Origin of the sequence: Collinsella sp. An7, assembly GCF_002159335.1 — a bacterium.
Taxonomy (GTDB): domain Bacteria; phylum Actinomycetota; class Coriobacteriia; order Coriobacteriales; family Coriobacteriaceae; genus Coprousia.
This window is the reverse complement of record NZ_NFHP01000005.1, coordinates 186,730-203,346: the sequence shown is the minus strand read 5'-3', so window position 1 is coordinate 203,346 and position 16,617 is coordinate 186,730. Positions and strand designations below refer to the sequence as shown.

General features: G+C 64.5%; 16 protein-coding genes. 7 read left to right on the top strand and 9 right to left on the bottom strand.

Features of this window, described 5'->3' with window-relative positions; genetic code table 11:
* Window positions 1-224 precede the first annotated feature (224 nt).
* Both B5G20_RS07380 and B5G20_RS07375 read right to left on the bottom strand, forming a co-directional pair.
* Window positions 225-683 (bottom strand): GNAT family N-acetyltransferase, encoded by a 459-nt coding sequence (locus B5G20_RS07380; RefSeq protein WP_158094419.1) that lies wholly within the window; start codon window positions 681-683, stop codon window positions 225-227.
* A gap of 23 nt (window positions 684-706) precedes the next feature.
* Window positions 707-2,710, bottom strand: coding sequence for a TetM/TetW/TetO/TetS family tetracycline resistance ribosomal protection protein (locus B5G20_RS07375; protein ID WP_087356264.1), 2,004 nt, complete (start codon window positions 2,708-2,710; stop codon window positions 707-709).
* A 329-nt stretch (window positions 2,711-3,039) separates the two neighbouring features.
* On the opposite strand from B5G20_RS07375, the gene B5G20_RS07370 reads away from it, so the two are divergent.
* Window positions 3,040-3,600, top strand: a complete 561-nt coding sequence (locus tag B5G20_RS07370) for a ferritin family protein (protein WP_087356263.1) — start codon at window positions 3,040-3,042, stop codon at window positions 3,598-3,600.
* A 294-nt stretch (window positions 3,601-3,894) separates the two neighbouring features.
* Here B5G20_RS07370 and B5G20_RS07365 read toward each other — a convergent pair whose 3' ends face one another.
* Together B5G20_RS07365 and B5G20_RS07360 are read right to left on the bottom strand one after the other, a co-directional pair.
* Complete coding sequence (locus B5G20_RS07365) at window positions 3,895-5,073, bottom strand: cation diffusion facilitator family transporter (protein WP_087356262.1); 1,179 nt, start codon at window positions 5,071-5,073, stop codon at window positions 3,895-3,897.
* A gap of 204 nt (window positions 5,074-5,277) precedes the next feature.
* Complete coding sequence (locus B5G20_RS07360; RefSeq protein ID WP_087356261.1) at window positions 5,278-6,108, bottom strand: YaaA family protein; 831 nt, start codon at window positions 6,106-6,108, stop codon at window positions 5,278-5,280.
* A 570-nt stretch (window positions 6,109-6,678) separates the two neighbouring features.
* On the opposite strand from B5G20_RS07360, the gene rplJ reads away from it, so the two are divergent.
* A complete protein-coding gene (gene rplJ, locus B5G20_RS07355) occupies window positions 6,679-7,200 on the top strand; it encodes a 50S ribosomal protein L10 (protein ID WP_087356260.1) in 522 nt (173 codons plus the stop codon).
* 96 nt (window positions 7,201-7,296) lie between these two features.
* A complete protein-coding gene (gene rplL, locus B5G20_RS07350) occupies window positions 7,297-7,677 on the top strand; it encodes a 50S ribosomal protein L7/L12 (RefSeq protein ID WP_087356259.1) in 381 nt (126 codons plus the stop codon).
* 239 nt (window positions 7,678-7,916) lie between these two features.
* Here the strand turns inward: rplL and B5G20_RS07345 are convergent, their stop codons facing one another.
* Window positions 7,917-8,780, bottom strand: coding sequence for a MurR/RpiR family transcriptional regulator (locus tag B5G20_RS07345; RefSeq protein WP_087356258.1), 864 nt, complete (start codon window positions 8,778-8,780; stop codon window positions 7,917-7,919).
* Between the two features lie 424 nt (window positions 8,781-9,204).
* Between B5G20_RS07345 and B5G20_RS07340 the strand changes: the two genes are divergently transcribed.
* From B5G20_RS07340 to B5G20_RS07330, 3 genes are all read left to right on the top strand, one after another.
* The gene (locus tag B5G20_RS07340) at window positions 9,205-10,605 is read left to right on the top strand and encodes a 6-phospho-beta-glucosidase (protein WP_087356257.1); all 1,401 of its coding nucleotides are present in this window, start codon (window positions 9,205-9,207) and stop codon (window positions 10,603-10,605) included.
* A gap of 350 nt (window positions 10,606-10,955) precedes the next feature.
* Window positions 10,956-11,213: a hypothetical protein gene (locus B5G20_RS07335; RefSeq protein WP_087356256.1), complete on the top strand. Its 258-nt coding sequence runs from the start codon at window positions 10,956-10,958 to the stop codon at window positions 11,211-11,213.
* Window positions 11,214-11,484: 271 nt separating this feature from the next.
* Entirely contained in the window at window positions 11,485-12,495 is a 1,011-nt protein-coding gene (locus B5G20_RS07330) for a hypothetical protein (protein WP_239286920.1), read from the top strand.
* A gap of 96 nt (window positions 12,496-12,591) precedes the next feature.
* On the opposite strand, the gene B5G20_RS07325 is transcribed toward B5G20_RS07330, so the two are convergent.
* Complete coding sequence (locus B5G20_RS07325) at window positions 12,592-12,888, bottom strand: zf-TFIIB domain-containing protein (protein WP_087356255.1); 297 nt, start codon at window positions 12,886-12,888, stop codon at window positions 12,592-12,594.
* A gap of 185 nt (window positions 12,889-13,073) precedes the next feature.
* Between B5G20_RS07325 and thpR the strand changes: the two genes are divergently transcribed.
* Window positions 13,074-13,613 carry an RNA 2',3'-cyclic phosphodiesterase gene (thpR, locus tag B5G20_RS07320; RefSeq protein ID WP_087356254.1) on the top strand — a complete coding sequence of 180 codons (540 nt, stop codon included), beginning with the start codon at window positions 13,074-13,076 and terminating at the stop codon, window positions 13,611-13,613.
* A 69-nt stretch (window positions 13,614-13,682) separates the two neighbouring features.
* Here thpR and dcm read toward each other — a convergent pair whose 3' ends face one another.
* The 3 genes from dcm to B5G20_RS07305 form a co-directional block, all read right to left on the bottom strand.
* Window positions 13,683-14,948, bottom strand: coding sequence for a DNA (cytosine-5-)-methyltransferase (gene dcm / locus B5G20_RS07315; protein ID WP_239286919.1), 1,266 nt, complete (start codon window positions 14,946-14,948; stop codon window positions 13,683-13,685).
* 133 nt (window positions 14,949-15,081) lie between these two features.
* Window positions 15,082-16,056 carry a hypothetical protein gene (locus tag B5G20_RS07310; protein ID WP_087356252.1) on the bottom strand — a complete coding sequence of 325 codons (975 nt, stop codon included), beginning with the start codon at window positions 16,054-16,056 and terminating at the stop codon, window positions 15,082-15,084.
* Between the two features lie 63 nt (window positions 16,057-16,119).
* Window positions 16,120-16,530 (bottom strand): MutH/Sau3AI family endonuclease, encoded by a 411-nt coding sequence (locus tag B5G20_RS07305; protein WP_087356251.1) that lies wholly within the window; start codon window positions 16,528-16,530, stop codon window positions 16,120-16,122.
* Window positions 16,531-16,617: the final 87 nt, after the last annotated feature.

Genomic DNA, 16,617 nt, shown 5'->3' with positions numbered 1-16,617 from the left:
GCCTTTTTCTTTTTCATAGAATGCGGTTCGCCCAAACAAACGGCGTTTTGAGAGCGAGAAACGTTGTTAGGGTGAGTGAACGACATAATTAAAACGCGAATCACTCCTCAAAACGGCGTTTTAGCCGGGACTGCATGTCGTCCAGTCACTGCGTTGTCCAAGAATGGATGCGCCATGCAGCGCTCATCTTTAACACTTGAAAGCACGCGATGTCGCACATTTTCTCACCCGATGCGCCCGGTGCGGAGCGTGCGGGTGACGGTTTGGAAGCCATGGCGTTCGTAGAAGGCGAGGGCGGAGTCGTTCCCCTCTGAGACCGTGAGCTCCACCTCCTTGATTCCGCGTGCGTCGAATTCGCGCTGCGCCCATGCGAGGAGTGAGGTGCCGATACCCTTGCCCCGCGCGCGGGGCAGGACCACAAGGTCGTCGATGGTGCCAGAGCTCCCCTCCACGCTCACCTTGATAAAGCCAACGGGCGAACCGCCGTCTTCCGCAATCGTCGCCCAGCTGTGGTCAGCTGCGAGCTCGCGGCAGCACGCCTCCGTCCAGTCGTCCACCGTGCGCTCGGTATAGCGCGCCGCATAGGACGCAGAGACCGCGCGCTGATGGTCGGCAAGCTCTTGGAGAAACATGCGAACGAGGTCGCGCTCCTTGGCGGAGACAGTACGGATTGTTGCCTGCATGGTCATGGATGCCTCCCGGATGATCAGCGCGAGAAGAGCGCGGCATCCGCCTCGCGCCAGGGGCGCAGGCGGGTCGGGTCGACCGTGGTGTGAGCGCGTGCGGGCACGTCTTGCCAGGGGACGGTGTGGCCCGCGCCGTGGCTGCAGAAGACCGAGTCGGGCGTGTTGGGCAGGTCTGCTTCGGGGTTGTAGGCGGCCGCCTCGATCACCTCCTCAGCGTTGTGGCACGGCCAGTACCCGGCAAATTCGAGCGAGAGCCGTCCGCGGCCGCTCGTGTAGCGCGCCACCTCGAGCGCGTACGAGCCGACCTCCGACGCGGGTACCTCGCCCTCGATGCGTGAAAGCTCGCCCGCGTCGAGGGGCGCCCCAAAGACGGCCGCCATGCGTGTAAGGTCGGCGAGCGCCCGGCCCACGCGCTCGGCGGGCACCGCGAGGCGAAAGCGATACCACGGCTCCAACAGCTCGCAGGAGCCCTGCTCGCGCGCCGTCATGAGCGCCTGCCGCACGGCGCGGTACGTTGCCTGTCGAAAGTCGCCGCCCTCGGTGTGCTTGGCGTGCGCTCGCCCGGCGAGGAGCGTGATGCGCGCGTCGGTGAGCGGGGCGCCCGTGAGCACGCCCGCATGGTCGCGCTCGCCGAGGTGGGTGAGGATGAGGCGCTGCCAGTTGCGGTCGAGGTCATCCTCGGAGCAGCGCGTGCCGAGGACGACGCCCGCGCCCCGCGGCAGCGGCTCAAGCAGCAGGCGCACCTCGGCGTAGTGGCGAAGCGGCTCAAAATGGCCCACGCCCTCCACGGCCTCGGTCACGGTCTCGCGGTAGAGGATGCCGCCCGGCCCAAAGGTGACCTCCATGCCGTAGCGCTCGCGCAGAAGCTCGGCGATCACATCTTGCTGGACCTCGCCCATGAGCTGCACGTGCACCTCTTGCAGCTGCTCGTGCCAGGTGACGCCGAGGAGCGGGTCCTCGTCTGCCAGCTCGCGGAGCGCGCGGACGAGGGCGGTTGTGTCCACGCCCTCTCCGGGGATGACCTGGTAGGAGAGAACGGGTGCAAGCGAGGGGCGCTCGCCGGCCGGCTCAGCGCCGAGGCTGCTCCCGGGCAGCACGTGGGTGAGGCCCGTAACGGCGCAGATCTGCCCTGCCGGCACCTCGGCAACGGTCTGATAGCTTGCTCCTTGGTAGAGCCGAACCTCGTTGACCTTCTCGGTCCACGGCTCGCCCCGGTCGGTGCCCTCGAGCACCATTTTGGCGCGGAGTACGCCGCCCGTAACCTTGAGCCACGCTAGGCGTTCGCCCCGGTCGGAGCGGCTTATGCGCCAAACGCGCGCGGCAAACTCCTCGGGCCAGGTGCGCTCCTCGGCAAGCAGGGCGAGGGCGCCGAGCAGCTCGTCTACGCCTTCCTCCTTGAGCGCCGCCCCAAAGAGTACGGGGTGGATGCGCCGCGCGCGGACGAGCCGGGCGACGGTGGCGGGGGAGAGTGCGCTGCAATCGAGGTACTCGTCGAGCGCGGTCTCGTCGGTTGCGGCCGCGTCTTCTGTGGCGGCGGGGTCGCCGGCAAGGAGCGCGGCGAGGTCGATGCAGGCGGGGGAGAGGCGGGCCTGGAGCTCCTTCATAAGGACGGCTCGCCCTGGGTTCTCGAGGTCGCATTTGCTTACAAAGACAATCGCGGGCGTACCGTGTCGCTCAAGCAGGTCCCAGAGCGTCTCGGTGTGACCCTGCACGCCGTCGCCTGCGCCCACCACCACAAGGGCGAGGTCGAGCGCGGCGATGGTCCGCTCCGCTTCGGCCGAGAAGTCAACGTGTCCCGGGGCGTCCACGAGCATGAGGTGCGCGCCCGACCAGTCGAGCGCGGCGGCGGAGGAGAAGATGGTAATGCCGCGCTCGCGCTCCATGGCGTTAGTGTCGAGGTGGGAGTTGCCGCGGTCCACGCGCCCGGCAGTGCGGATCGCGCCGGCCCGGTGGAGCATCGCCTCGGCGAGTGTGGTCTTGCCCGCGTCGACGTGCGCCAAAAGCCCCACGACCGCCTGCCTCATCTGCCGCTCCTCTCCGTTGCGTCGACCTTGCGCGAGCGCGGCCGCTCGTGCCGCGCGCCGTCTGTCCGAAATCATAGCAGGCGGACGATGGTGCGGTTGCAGGCGCGCGCCGGGGCCTCGTGAGGAAGCTGCGAGGGAGCTGGCGAGAGCCCGCGTCGGCGCGGACTTGCCGCCAGAAGGCTACCTTTGCCGCATACAAAATAGGGGACAAAAACGGTCACAATTCTTAGGGTCAGCGGCGTCTGCGTTGTGCTAAGCTAGGCACGCGTCACAGAGGGTCCGTTTGGGACAGGCGCATCGCTGGTACCTGCTACGAGAAGGAGTACGTCATGAAGTTCGTTTGCCCTGTTTGCGGTTACGTCGAGGAATACGACGGTGAGGAGCTCCCCGCCGATTTCAAGTGCCCGCAGTGCGGCGTTTCCGGTGACCGCTTTATCAAGCAGTCCGACACCGAGATGACCTGGGCCGCCGAGCACGTCGTGGGCGTGGGCAAGCTCCCCGAGGTCCCCGAGGACATCATCTGCGACCTTCGCTCCAACTTTGAGGGCGAGTGCTCCGAGGTTGGCATGTACCTCGCCATGAGTCGCGTCGCCTTCCGCGAGGGCTACCCCGAGATCGGCCTCTATTGGGAGAAGGCCGCTCACGAGGAGGCCGAGCATGCCGCCAAGTTCGCTGAGCTCCTCGGCGAGGTCGTGACCGACTCCACCAAGAAGAACCTCGAGATGCGCGTTGAGGCCGAGAACGGCGCCACCGCCGGCAAGACCGACCTCGCCAAGCGCGCCAAGGCCGCCGGCCTCGACGCCATCCACGACACCGTGCACGAGATGGCTCGCGACGAGGCCCGTCACGGCCGTGCCTTCAAGGGCCTGCTCGACCGCTACTTCGGCTAAGCCGCATCCGCGTCAACGCGGATTCCGGAATCTCCGGTATCGAAGAGGCGTCCCGACTCCGGTCGGGGCGCCTTTCTGCGTATTATGGGTGCAGAAAAAGGGCCGCGAGAGGGCCCCGGAGCAACTCGACCCCCGATGTGAGTGTATCTTTTGCAACCCAGCGAGTAGACCTCACGAAAAGCCGGGTTATGAGCAACAAAAGGCCAGTTGAGCACTTTAGTGTAATGGAGTGTACTTCGGCACCATCAAAAGATGCACTCACTTCGGGGGTCGAGTTTTTCTGGCGCCGGTTAGTTATTGCTCGGAGCTCACGTAGCTCTCGTCCACCGTAATGACGCAGCGCGTATTGGGGTAATGGTCGCGCACAATCTGGCCGACGCGCCGCGCGAGGGCCGCCTCGTCGAGCTCGAGGTCAGTGGGGCGCACGCAGTCAAAGATCACGTTGGTGTGCGTAGGGCCGGGGACGGTGCGCAGGTCGTGGATCGAGATGCGCGGGTCGATGATCTTAACAGCCTGGTTGATCCAGTTGCGCATGTCTGCGACCTCGGGGTCATCGGTGACGATGGGGTCGTAGTGGAGCGTCACGATGAGGTGGTCTTCAGTCTTAAAGTCCTGCTCGATGTTGTCGATGAGGTCGTGGCTCTGCATGGGATCGGCCTCGGCGGCCATCTCCACGTGCGCGCTCGCAAACTGCCGGCCCGGGCCGTAGTCGTGCACCATGAGGTCGTGCGTGCCGAGCACCCCGGGGTAGCTCATGATTTTGGAGCGGATGTGCTCTACGAGTTCAGAGCTCGGCGCCTCGCCGAGCAGCGGGCTCACCGCTTCGCGCACAAGCCCAAAGCCGCTCCAGAGGATAAAGAGGCCCACCGCCGCGCCAACCCAGCCGTCGAGGTTGAGGCCGGTTAACTGTGCCACAATGGCAGAGATGAGCACCGCCGCGGTGGAGATGACGTCGTTGCGGGAGTCGACGGCCGTGGCCTCGAGGGTCTCGGAGCCGATGCGCCGCCCCACGGTGCGGTTGAAGACGGCCATCCAGAGCTTGACGCAAATGGAGAGCAGAAGCACCACCACGAGCGCCGCCGAGAACTCCACGGGCGTGGGGACGAGAATCTTCTCGACGGACGACTTGACAAGCTCGATGCCAATGGCAAGCACGAGCGCGGCGACGATGAGCCCCGCAAGGTACTCGTAGCGGCCGTGCCCGTAGGGATGGCCGGGATCGGCCGGCTTGCTCGCGAGCTTAAAGCCGAGCAGACTGATGATGTTGGACGAGGCGTCCGACAGGTTGTTGACGGCGTCTGCCACGATGGAGACCGAGCCCGAGAGCAGGCCGATCGCGCCCTTGGAGAGACAGAGCACGAGGTTGCAGATAATGCAGACAACGCCGGCAAACTGCCCATAGCGGGTGCGGACGGTGGGGTTGTCGGTGTTCTGGGCGTCGCGGACAAAGTGCTGGATGAGCCACTCGGTCATGGGGTCTCCTCTGGTATCGGCGGCTCCGGCGGGCGCGCGGCGGCTGCCGGAGCGATGTGGTATGCAGCCAGGCAGGTCGGCGAGCTGCCGGGGCAGCAACCGGCCCATGCTGGGCAAGTTGCCCTACTCTAGCACGTCGCGCGGGCGGTGCAAGCGCTTTGCGTCGCTGTTGCCTGCGTGTTGCTCAGGCGTGATGCTGCGCCGTTACTCCTCGCGCAGAAAGACGAGCGTCCGCTCGTGCACGCCGTCCCGCCGGATGCGCTCCGCAGAGAGCTCGGGGGCGTAACGGTAGCCCACGTTAAAGTGCTCGAGCTCGCTGAGGTCGCTTGCTCCGCGTTCCGCCAGCCACCGCACCATCGAGCCTCGGGCGATCTTGGAGGCGGTGGCGCGCTGCACGGGCTTGCTTCCTCGGAGCTCCTCGCCAAAGAGGCAGGTTGCAACCGTAGCTCCCGCGCTCAGGTGGGGGAGCACCGCCTTGGCGTACTCAACGCTCGCAAGGTTCACGATGGTCGGCTCCTCGCCCTCGGCGGCGCAGATCTGGCGCGCCAGGGCATCGCCCCAGAAGATGTAGAGGTCGCGTGCCCCGTCGACGGAGAGGCGCGCCCCCATCTCGAGCCGGTAGGGCTCAACCGCGTCAAAGGGGCGCACGCATCCGTACCAGCCGGAAAGGACCCACAGGTGGTGCTGGAGCCAATCGAGCGCCGCTCCGTCGAGCACCGCGGGCGCCATGCTGCGGTACTGGATTCCCACGTACGAAAAGATCGCGGGCGCAGCGAGGCGGCTGAGTTCGGGGTCGGCAAGGTCGCCCGCGCACATGATCGGCCGGTACGCATGCAGACGCTCGAGGTTCTCGGCAAGGAGCTTGTCATTGACCTTCCAGAGCTTCTGGAGGCCAGCCGCCCCCTCTGCCCGCTCAAGGTCGAGGAGCGCGCGCCACAGTCGCTCGGTCCGTTCGGGGAGGGGCGGGATCCCCTGCGGCGAAAAGCCGTCCGCGGCGACCTGCATCTGCTTGGCGGGAGAGATGATGACCTGCATGGGGGCTCCTTGCGTGAGGGTTTGGCGGTATCGCGGCGACTTGTTGCGCGTGTGTACGGCGCGCCGTCGCGTTTTGGTTCCAACCATCACTATATACTGGTAAGCGTTCGCCGGGCGCCACGGCCGCGCCTCGCGCGCAGCTGGGCGCGCGGTCGTTTAGGGGGCAAGAAGCATCGCACCCGTTGTGTCCGCGGGTACGTTCGCCCGCCCGATCAGCTTGCCGCACGCGTTACGGTCCCGCGCCTGCCTCGATGCTGCACCGAGCGCTCCCGGCAAAAGTATGGACGCTGCGTGCACGGTGTACCCAGAGCTCAGCTGTCGCTTGACAGCTCGCCGCAGCTTGGCGATACTACCAGACGCACAAGCACGATTCCGCTGCCAGAGACAGCCGGTGCCAATGCCGCCGCGAGGCGCGCGAGGCTCAAAGGGGAGACCCGCCAGCCGAGGTGGTGAGTTGCCGCAAGACTTCTCGCCCCCGTCGCTCTCGCAGCACGGGGGTTTCTTTTTCAGGCATCCCCGTCACGTCCTGCACGGGGTCGTGCCCGGAAAAGACGAGAAGGAGGTGTAACCATGCCAGCACAGTACAAGATCGAGAAGGTTGCCGAGATCGAGAAGCGCATCGAGGACAACAACGGTGTCTTTGTGGTCAACTACCGCGGCCTCACCGTTAAGCAGTCCGAGGACCTGCGTCATCAGCTCCGCGAAGCCGGTGCCGAGATGAAGGTTTACAAGAACAACCTCGCCCGTCTCGCTCTCAAGAACCAGAATCAGCCCGAGATCGACGAGATTCTCGTCGGCCCCGTTGCCTACGTGTTCTATGAGAACGAGCCCGTCGAGGCTGCCAAGTGCCTCAAGGAGTTCGCTCAGAAGTCCAAGGGCGCGCTCGAGATCAAGGGCGGTATCTCCGAGGGTAAGGCTGTGACGGCCGAGGAGGTCAACGCTATCGCCGACCTGCCGACCAAGGATCAGCTGCTCGGCCAGATCGCCGGCCTCATCAACGGCTTCGCTCGCGATATCGCCGTTTGCGTCAACGGTGTCTCTTCGGGTCTGGCCCGCTCCATCCAGCAGGTCTCCGAGCAGAAGGCTGCCTAAGACGTGCCGCGCGGCCCGTCCGCGCATGGTGCCCTGCGCACCGACCGTAATTTCAGCTCCGCGCCGCCCGGTGCGGAAACCGAAAGGATTTTCAAAATGGCTAAGCTTACCAACGATGAGATCATCGAGGCTCTTAAGGAAATGACCCTTCTCGAGGCTTCCGAGCTCGTGAAGGCAATCGAGGACACCTTCGGCGTGTCCGCCGCTGCTCCGGCTGCCGTCGTGGCTGCCCCGGCTGCTGGCGCTGGCGCTGCCGAGGAGGAGAAGACCGAGTTTGACGTCGTGCTCGAGGGCTTCGGCGACAACAAGATCCAGGTCATCAAGGTCGTCCGTGAGCTCACCAGCCTTGGCCTCAAGGAGGCCAAGGAGGTCGTCGAGAGCGCCCCGAAGGCCGTTCTCGAGGGTGTCAAGAAGGAGGACGCCGACGCTGCCAAGGAGAAGCTCGAGGCTGCCGGCGCTGCCGTCTCCATCAAGTAACTCCCGGCAGGTCTGGTACCTGCTTATGGCGGCGTGAGCGCACACGCGCGGTGCCGCCCGCGAATATGCTTCGCATGGGGCTCGGGAAACCGGGCCCCTTTTTTGTTACCGATGGAGCGGGGTGTCGCGGGACAGGGCGGGTGACGCTGGCGTGGTCTTAGGTGACGATCTGCGGCAACCGCGGCGCTGACGTTCACCGTTGCCGCGCGCTGTTACGTAAGACGGTGCCAACCGCCTTCTTAGGCGCCCGGGCGGCGCTGGATCGCCGTGTAGGGGATCGACTGCTGCAGAAAGGCCATGCTCCGGGCGTAGTCGCGCGCAAAGACGCGGCAGAAGAGCGAGTCGAGCACAAACTGCACGGCGATGTGGCTCGCAAACTGGGTGATGCGGTTCTGCAGGTTCTCGCGGTCGCTCACCATGAGGTAGGCGTCGAGCCCGGGGTGCATCCGCCGCGCCCGCTCGGACCCCACGAGGACGATGGGAGTCTTGCGCTCGCGCAGCAGGGCGATGTAGCGCTTGTAGGTGGGGGAGAGCCCCGCGTAGGTGATGATGATTGCCGCGTGTGTGGCGTCCGAGGCGAGGACGAGCCGCGCCTGGCGCTCGGGCGAGACGGGGCAGACGGCGCGCTTGCCGGCCGAGAGCAGGCGCTCCTCAAACATCTGCGCAGGGTAGAGGTTGTGCGAGCCGGTGTAGATCTCGATCCCCGCAGCCTGGTCGATAAACCGCGCGGCGCGCTCGAGATGGGTGGGGTCGAGTCGCTTGGCGGTGTCGGTGATGGTCGTGGCGTAGAGCGATGACATGCTGCCCACGATGGCGCGCGCGCCGTCGCCGGGGCCAAAGGGAAAGTTGACGTCTACGGGTGCGATGGCCTCGGGACGGGATGCCGGGGTGCGGGCCAGCTCGACCTTGAGCTCGCGAAAGCCCGAGAGACCGAGCTTTTTGCAGAGGCGCTGGATGCTCGCGATGGAGGTCGACGTGGCGTGGGCAAGCTCGCGCGCCGTAAAGCCTTGCACGCGGTCGCCGAGGTCGAGCAGCGCCTGGGCGAGCTGCGCCTCGGTGGGGGTGAGGTCGGGGGCGAGTTTGATGCGGTCCTCGATGGTCATACTTCCTCCCTAGGCTGGGTGGACGATGGGTGGGTGCGGGCGACGGGCACGCGGCGGGCGCGCCGCGTGCGGCAGGCGGGCGACAGACGGCGGGTGGGCACGACCCCTCCCACGATGCGTTGCCCGGGGTGCGGCTCGCTTTGCACCTCGACCCAGACGCGCCCGAACCCTGTCTGTGCCAGGTTGCCGCCCGCCACACCAGACGGCCCGTACAATAAATGCACCCCCTGAGTCGTTGACCGGCACATTTCGATCCAAAACGAATCAGAACGATTCAATCGCATTGTAAATCAGACCGTTCACCGAAAGAAAGCTTTCAGAACGTATCAGAATACTTCCGCTTCTTGACCGGCTCGTCCACACTGTGGGACAGCAGGCGACCCGCACAACCCGGATGGGCCGCGCAACGAAAGGAGTGCCGGAAATGGCAGACCAGCAGGGTGTCAAGATCGTCACCATCGGCGGCGGCTCGAGCTACACGCCCGAGCTCATGGAGGGCTTCATCAAGCGCTATGACCGCCTGCCGGTGCGTGAGATCTGGCTCGTCGACATTGAGGACGGCCGCGAGAAGGTCGAGACCGTGGGCGCCATGGCCCAGCGCATGTGGGACGCGAGCCCCTACGACGTTACGGTCCATATCTCCTTCGACCGCCGCGAGGCCCTGCCCGGCGCCGACTTTGTGACCACGCAGTTCCGCGTGGGCCTGCTCTACGCGCGCATCAAGGACGAGCGCATTCCGCTCTCCTACGGCATGCTCGGCCAGGAGACCAACGGTGCCGGCGGCATGTTCAAGGCCTTCCGCACCATCCCGGTTATCGGCCAGATCATCGACGACATGCGCGAGCTCTGCCCGGACGCCTGGCTCATCAACTTCACCAACCCCTCCGGCATGGTGACCGAGGCCGCGATCAAGCACTTTGGTTGGAAGAAGACCATCGGCCTTTGCAATGTGCCCGTGGGCTCCATGATCAACGAGCCCAAGCTCATTGGCTACGAGGAGAACGACCCGCGCCTCACCTTCCGCTTTGCCGGCCTTAACCACTTCCACTGGCATCGCGTGTGGGACGAGGACGGCCGCGAGGTCACCCACGACATTATCAGCCACCTGAACGACCGCGACAACGGTATGCCCGCCAACATCGACGAGGTCGAGCTGCCGCTCGAGATGCTCCACTCCATGGGCATGATCCCCTGCGGGTACCATCGTTACTACTACATGCACGAGGAGATGCTCGCGCAGGAGGTCAAGGATTTCGGCAAGGGCGAGTGTCGCGCCGAGGTCGTGAAGAAGACTGAGGACGAGCTTTTTGAGCTGTATAAGAATCCCGAGCTCGACCACAAGCCCGAGCAGCTCGCCAAGCGCGGCGGCGCCCACTACTCCGACGCCGCCTGCGAGACCATCGCCTCCATCTACGGCGACACCAACACCCATATGGTCGTCTCCACGCAGAACAACGGCGCGGTGCCCGACCTCGCCCCCGATTCGATCGTCGAGGTCTCCGCGCTCATCGGCCGTCACGGCGCCGAGCCGCTCGCCTGGGGCCCCATGCCCAGCCAGGAGCGCGGTTGGCTGCAGTGCATGAAGGCCATGGAGGAGTGCGTCATCGAGGCCGCCCTCACGGGCGACTACGGCAAGGCGCTCGAGGCGTTCTGCCTGAACCCGCAGGTGGAGAACGGCAAGAAGGCTCAGCGTGTGCTCGATGAGCTCCTCGTTGCGCACGAGAAGTACCTGCCGCAGTTTGCCGAGAAGATCGCCGAGCTCAAGGCCGCCGGCGTGATGGTGACCGACCCGACCGCCGCCCGCCTGGTTGCCGAGGGCAAGTAGCAAGAACTGCCGGCCAGCAGCGCCCGTCGCCGCGGGCCGTGCGGCGGGCGCAGCCGGGGCCGCCGGTGGCGCTCGTGCCGCCGGCTGAGGCCCTGCCCAATAGCCGTCCTAACGGGGCGCATCCGCGCGTGCGTGCGGGTGCGCCCCGTTTTTGCGGAGCGGCCGGGACGCTGCAGAGGCGGGCGCGCGAACGGTGCGCAGGCGGCCGCGAACGGTTGCGGCGGACGTCGAGCTTACCGTTTCCTGACTTTCACTTCACGTGGGGTTGCTCTTTGCGGGGTATTCCTGTGGTGAAGGCGATGCGTCCAAAGGGATTTTGGGCGGCGCGTACGGAAAGGCGGGCGACGGCTATGAGCATGATCGATAACGTGGTCGGCGAGCGCGAGAGCGAGTTCACCGGGCTCAAGGGCGCGATTCTGCGCTATGTGGGGAACATCTACACGCTGTTGCTGGCGGCACTCTTTCTGGCGGCCTTCGCCGACGCCTATCCCGCGGTGGCGTGGCTGCTCGACCCGCTCTCGTGGGTAACGTTTGCGGCGGCGATCGTGGTGCATCCGGTTAAGAAGTGGTTTCTGGCGCGGCACGCGTCCACGCATCCCGCGGCGTAGCGCGCTACCTTGGCCGGGCTGGGGCCGGCGGACCGAGATACGGGGCGACCGCGATGGCTGTTCGCGGCAGGGCTCCGATTAAGATCAATCCAGAATGCTGCAAAAGGCGCACGGTCAGACGTGCGCCTTTTGTGCGTGCCGAGGTTCTTGGGCGGTACGCGGCGCGTGAGCGCATAAACTGGTTGGTCGCCGTCGGAAGGCGGCTTGTTTGAGACGGCCGGAAGGCCCAGGATGGCGCGGAAGCGCCGAGGAGCGCCAAGGTGGCGCAGAAATGGTGGAAAAGATGGACGAGAAGATCGACACGACGAACCTGACCGACGAGAACGAGACCGTGGCCGTCGAGCCCGAGGTTGTCCCGGAGACCGCTCCGGTTGCCGAGGCCGAGGTTGAGGTCGCAACCGAGGTTGCTCCGGCTGAGACGGAGGTCGCTGAGGTTGAGGAGGCCGTTGTGGCCGAGGAGGCTGCCGAGTCCGACGAGGCTCCGGCTGCCGAGAAGAAGGATGTTCCCGAGGACCTGGACGCCCAGCTCCTCGACAAGCTTAACCGCGCCGCGCGCCTCATGCGCAACCGTCGCAGCGCCCTCGAGCAGGAGGCCGAGGCCGATCGCGAGCGCAACAACAACCTGCTCCGTGCCCTTAAGCTCCTCGAGCTCAAGCCGCGCATGGAGCAGAAGGAGATGGCCGACCTCATGGGCATGCGCCTGCGCGAGCTCAACGGGATCCTGGCCGAGGCTGAGAAGCACGACATCGTGGGCCGCATCGAGCCCGAGGATAACGACATGCGCCACGTGGTGGTCTTTGCGAGCGAGGACGCCGAGGAGCTGGCCGTTGCGCAGGGCGAGAAGCGCAAGAAGTACATCCCCACGCTCTCCGCTGAGGATGCGACCGGCCTGCTCGAGCTGCTCGACAAGGTGATCGACCCGCTCGTGGCCATGGGTCTTGACGAGGACCGCGGCCCGCGCGGCGGCTTTGGTCACGATCGCGGTGGCCGTGGCGGCAACGACCGCGGTGGCCGTGGCGGTTACGGTGACCGTCCGCGTGGCGGCGACCGTGGCGGCCGCGGTAACTTTGGCGACCGTGGCGACCGCGGCGGCCGCGGCGGCTTTGGCGGCCGTGGCGGCAACGACCGCGGCGGGCGCGGCGGCTTTGGTGGCCGCGGTGGCGACCGCGGTGGTCGTGGCGGTTTTGGTGACCGTGGCGGTTCGCGCGGCGGCTTTGGCGGCCGTGGCAACGACCGCGGTGGCCGTGGCGGCTTTGGCGATCGCGGCGGGTTCCGCGGCTAAGCCGGTGCCGTAGGTACGGTAGCGTGCGCACGAGAGCGCCGCTCTGTTGGACAGGAATCCAGCAGAGCGGCGCTCTTTTTCTATGTGTGGGGTCGGCTACTCGCCGCCAAAGATCTCCATGAGGTCTGAGAGCGCGGAGAGTGGGCTCTCCTTCTTCTTGCGCTTGGCGGTGACGTGCTGGCCGTCGTGGTTGTGGCGCTGGCCGAGTCCGTCGCGTGTTCGCTCGCGGGGCTCTTCGTAGTAGCCCTCCTGCGCGCCACGGGCGCGGTCGACGATCTTGTCAAGCTCGCCGCGGTCGAGCCAGATGCCGCGGCATTCGGGGCAGTAGTCGATCTCGACGCCGTGCTTTTCGGTCATGAGCAACGTGACGTCCTTGCAAACGGGGCATTTCATGGGTCGCTCCTTTCGGGGCTGGCTACATGGTTGTCGGTATGCCCCTGTGGGGGTGTCGATATGCCCAACCGCTGGGGGTTAGTCGCCCAGCGGCCGGTTTGGCGTGGGGAACGGATGGTATCGTGTGTGGTGGCATGACGGGGCCGACCGGGGCTGCCGGCCGGCTTGGACGGGGGGAGAGGACCGTGCGGACGTTTGTTGCCCTTGAGCTGCCTGATACAATGCGCGCCGAGATTGTGGACCTTGCACGCTGCCTTGCGGGTCGCGTGACTGGGCGCTTTGTCCCCGGCGAGAACTACCATCTTACGCTTGCGTTTCTGGGCGAGATTGGCGAGGCCGAGTCGCGCGATGCCATCGCGGCGATGGACGAGGTTGCGGCGGGGCGCGGCCCGGTGCGCCTGCACCCGACCGGTCTGGGAACCTTTGGCAAGCCGAGCGACTGCACGCTCTGGCTTGGCGTCGAGCCAGTGCCCGAGCTAGTCGTCCTTGCCGAGGAGCTGCGCGCCGCCCTCGCCGACCGTGGCATTGCCTTTGACGGCAAGCCCTTCCGCCCGCACATCACGCTGGCACGCCGCGTGCGCCTCCCCAAGGGAGAGCTCGCCCCGCTCGCCTTTCCCGAGCCGGCGCATGCCACCCGCATGACGCTCTTCAAGAGTACCCTCACCCCCGAAGGAGCCATCTACAAGCCGCTCTACCGGGCGGAGCTCGGGGGAGCGGAGAACTAGAGGGGCGCCTGGTATTACGCCTGCTGCGTATGAAACTGATGCGTCAAACAGTCTAATGTGAAGAGCGCGCTAGAGCCCGTACACTTCGACCATCGCTTTGCCGATGCGATGCGGGATGCCCGTCACCAGGGCATTTCCCATGCAGAAAGCGCGCTGCATATCAGTCATGCCCGTGTTAGTCCATCCGCGGGGGAATCCTTGCAGCTGGTCGAGCTCATCGGGGACGAGTCGGCGGAACCTCCCATCAGGAAGCTCGATGACATGCTTGAAGCGCGATGCGCCTCGTCCTCCCTCACCGGTGAGGATGGTGCGCGAGGGCTTGTTTACCGGGTCAGGGAACGCCATGGCGCCCTCTGAGTAGGTATAGGTAAATCCAGTGCGTTTGTTAACGCGCTCCTCATGTTTGGAACCTTTGAGATAGCGCCACTTGTCGAGTTTCGAGGGCTCGATGTAGAACTCTGGGGGAACGTCGGACTCGGGGACGAGTACGTCGCCGAGACAACCGAAGGGGCCGTCAAAAGCCTCTTCAAAATCAGCGGTTAGCACTTGCTTGTCACGCATAACACCGGCGGCCTTGAAGGGTGAGACCTTGCAGCCTGTCCCGAAGCGCTCGGAGTTCTCGTAGGGATCAGCCGCAAGAGAAAACGCACTGGGTTCGTTGGGCCATGTCGCCGGGAAGGCGCGCGCCATCACACCATCGCGCAAGAGGTCCTCGAGACTTTGTTCTGTGTCTTTGCGGTCGCAGAAGATGTAGACGCGCTTACGGCGCTGTGAGAAACCATAGGCGGCACTATTGACCACCCGCCACTCGACGGTGTAGCCGTATGAAGCAAGACATGAGAGGATGATGGCAAAGTCGCGTCCACGCTGGCGGGCTGGGCTCTTGAGCAGCCGATCAACGTTTTCAAAGAGGGCAAAACGAGGGTGCTTCAGCTCGAGGAAACGACAAATTTCCCACCAAAGCACGCCCTTTTTGCCATCGATGCCGCTTGCTTGCGAGAGCGGGCGCGCTACCGAGTAGTCCTGACATGGGAAGCCTCCCACGACCATTTCGACGTCAGGTATGGTGCGCTCGCCGTGCTCGGCTTCATCGAGTACGATGGCAATGTCTTTGTTGATGAGTTCCGGCTCGGAAAAGCGCTCGCTGTAGCAGCGTGCGGCAAACTGACGAGCAGGACTGCCCTGCGGTTCCCACTGGTTGGCCCAGACGGTTTTAAAGGAACCGGCTGCTTCCATTGCAAACTGCGGGTAACGCGAGTCGTGATACCCCTCGAGCCCTAGCCTAAATCCGCCGACGCCCGCAAAGAGCTCGGCAAGGTGAATGGTGTTTGACACGTTTCTCCTATCGCTTGCTGTGTCAAATGCTGTCATTGTAGGGCGAGGCTGATGCTCGACCAAGATGTGAGTCGTCGCCCCTCCGTTTTTCCAGATGGCCCGTGTCAGTCTTACGAGAGAAGCCCCTTCTCTCTTAGAGATACTCGTAGCGGGAGAGTTGCTCGGCAATCCAGATGCCCTTGACCCAAACGTTCTGTCGATACATGCGTACGCCGTTGATCGAAACGGTCTTGTCGCGAGCATTTCTGCCCGAGCCCCTCAAAAACAGCACCCCATCGCGTGATTTGGGCCAGTTGGGCGCCGAACTAGGGAGGCCGGTTATTCTTGAGAGCTTTGGCTTGCCGTTTCGGTCAAGGACCGGTACGTCGACCAGCTTGTTATTGAAGACGAGATCGCGGATGGTTTCCCAGAGGCGTTGGGCATCTTGAGAAAGCTCGCCGAGCCAGAGACGCTTGAATCCGAGGAAGCGATTGTTCATGCGGTCGGTCTCATGCGGCGACTCCTCAAAGACGGCGCAGATGATAGAGGTCCCGATAAACTGGGAAGCGAGTGTGGAATCCTCGAAGGAGGCTTCCGGATCGAGCAGGTCGTCGAAGTCGAGTGAAGGTTCCACCTTCATGTCCTCGGTGCGTTTTCCGGAAGTGGTGATGGTCACCGAGGAGCACGTGATGGACGCCTTGGTAAACAGTTCGACGTTTCGGAGCTTTCCTGGATGCCCCGTGAGCATCTGGACAATCGCCTGCTCGGTGAGCGATTTTGCCGGTTTTCCTTGCGCGAGCTTGAGTCCAAGGGCCTCTGCGATTTGAGCGATGGTCTTCCAGGCAAATCGCTCTCGACAGGTGGCGAGGTGATTGTCGATATCCTTCATCGAAGTGATGGCAGTAGCGTCGATTCCCGCGGTGCCAAAATGCTCTTCGGCGATGGCCGTCACGAACGAGTTCTTGAAGCGAAAACGCGGAGGATTGGGATACTTGGGTGAGGTGTCAAGGTAAAGTAGCTCGCGGTTGATGAGGCTCGAAAGCTCCGGGAGCCACCGTTCGCGATTTTGCTTGAGGGCGAAGTCGACAAAGTCGCGTACGAGCGTCCAGTCCGCCTTAAGTCGCTTCACGTCAAGCTCGCTCCAGATGTGAAAGTCGTATCCTTTGACCTCAAACGTGGCGTACTGGGCAAACTATATCCCTTTGCCAGGGCGAACATAGAGGTAATACACGATGAGTAGGTGCTCGGCCTTCTCCCAAAATGCCGAGGTGAAGAACTCCTCTTTAACGATGTCGTCGGGGGTGACTGCGGTGATAGACATCGGCTCCTTCGCGCGCCATCCGCGGCTGCTTTTGGGAGATGCGACGAGACCGGTCACCTTGAGCTCGGTGGGTACGCCGTCGACGATGAGGTCGGGGCGCTTATCTGAGTCTGCCGGGTACCCGAGCACGCTCTGCTCGAAGACGGCTCCGGCATTTCCTTTGTTGCGCTCGGAGCGTCCGAGCACGTTGGCCGAGTCAATTTCTCCAAGCGTGTGGCCTATGGTGCCATCAAGAAGACGGACAAGCTCTTTGCGAGAGAAGCGGTGTGCAGATTGGGCCATAGTCCCTCCTCCAAGTTGCTGGCTGCCGGCGAAGCGTCAGCTTATCCATTGTGCCAGACTGTGCGGACAAAGTTTGCAAGGGGTGCC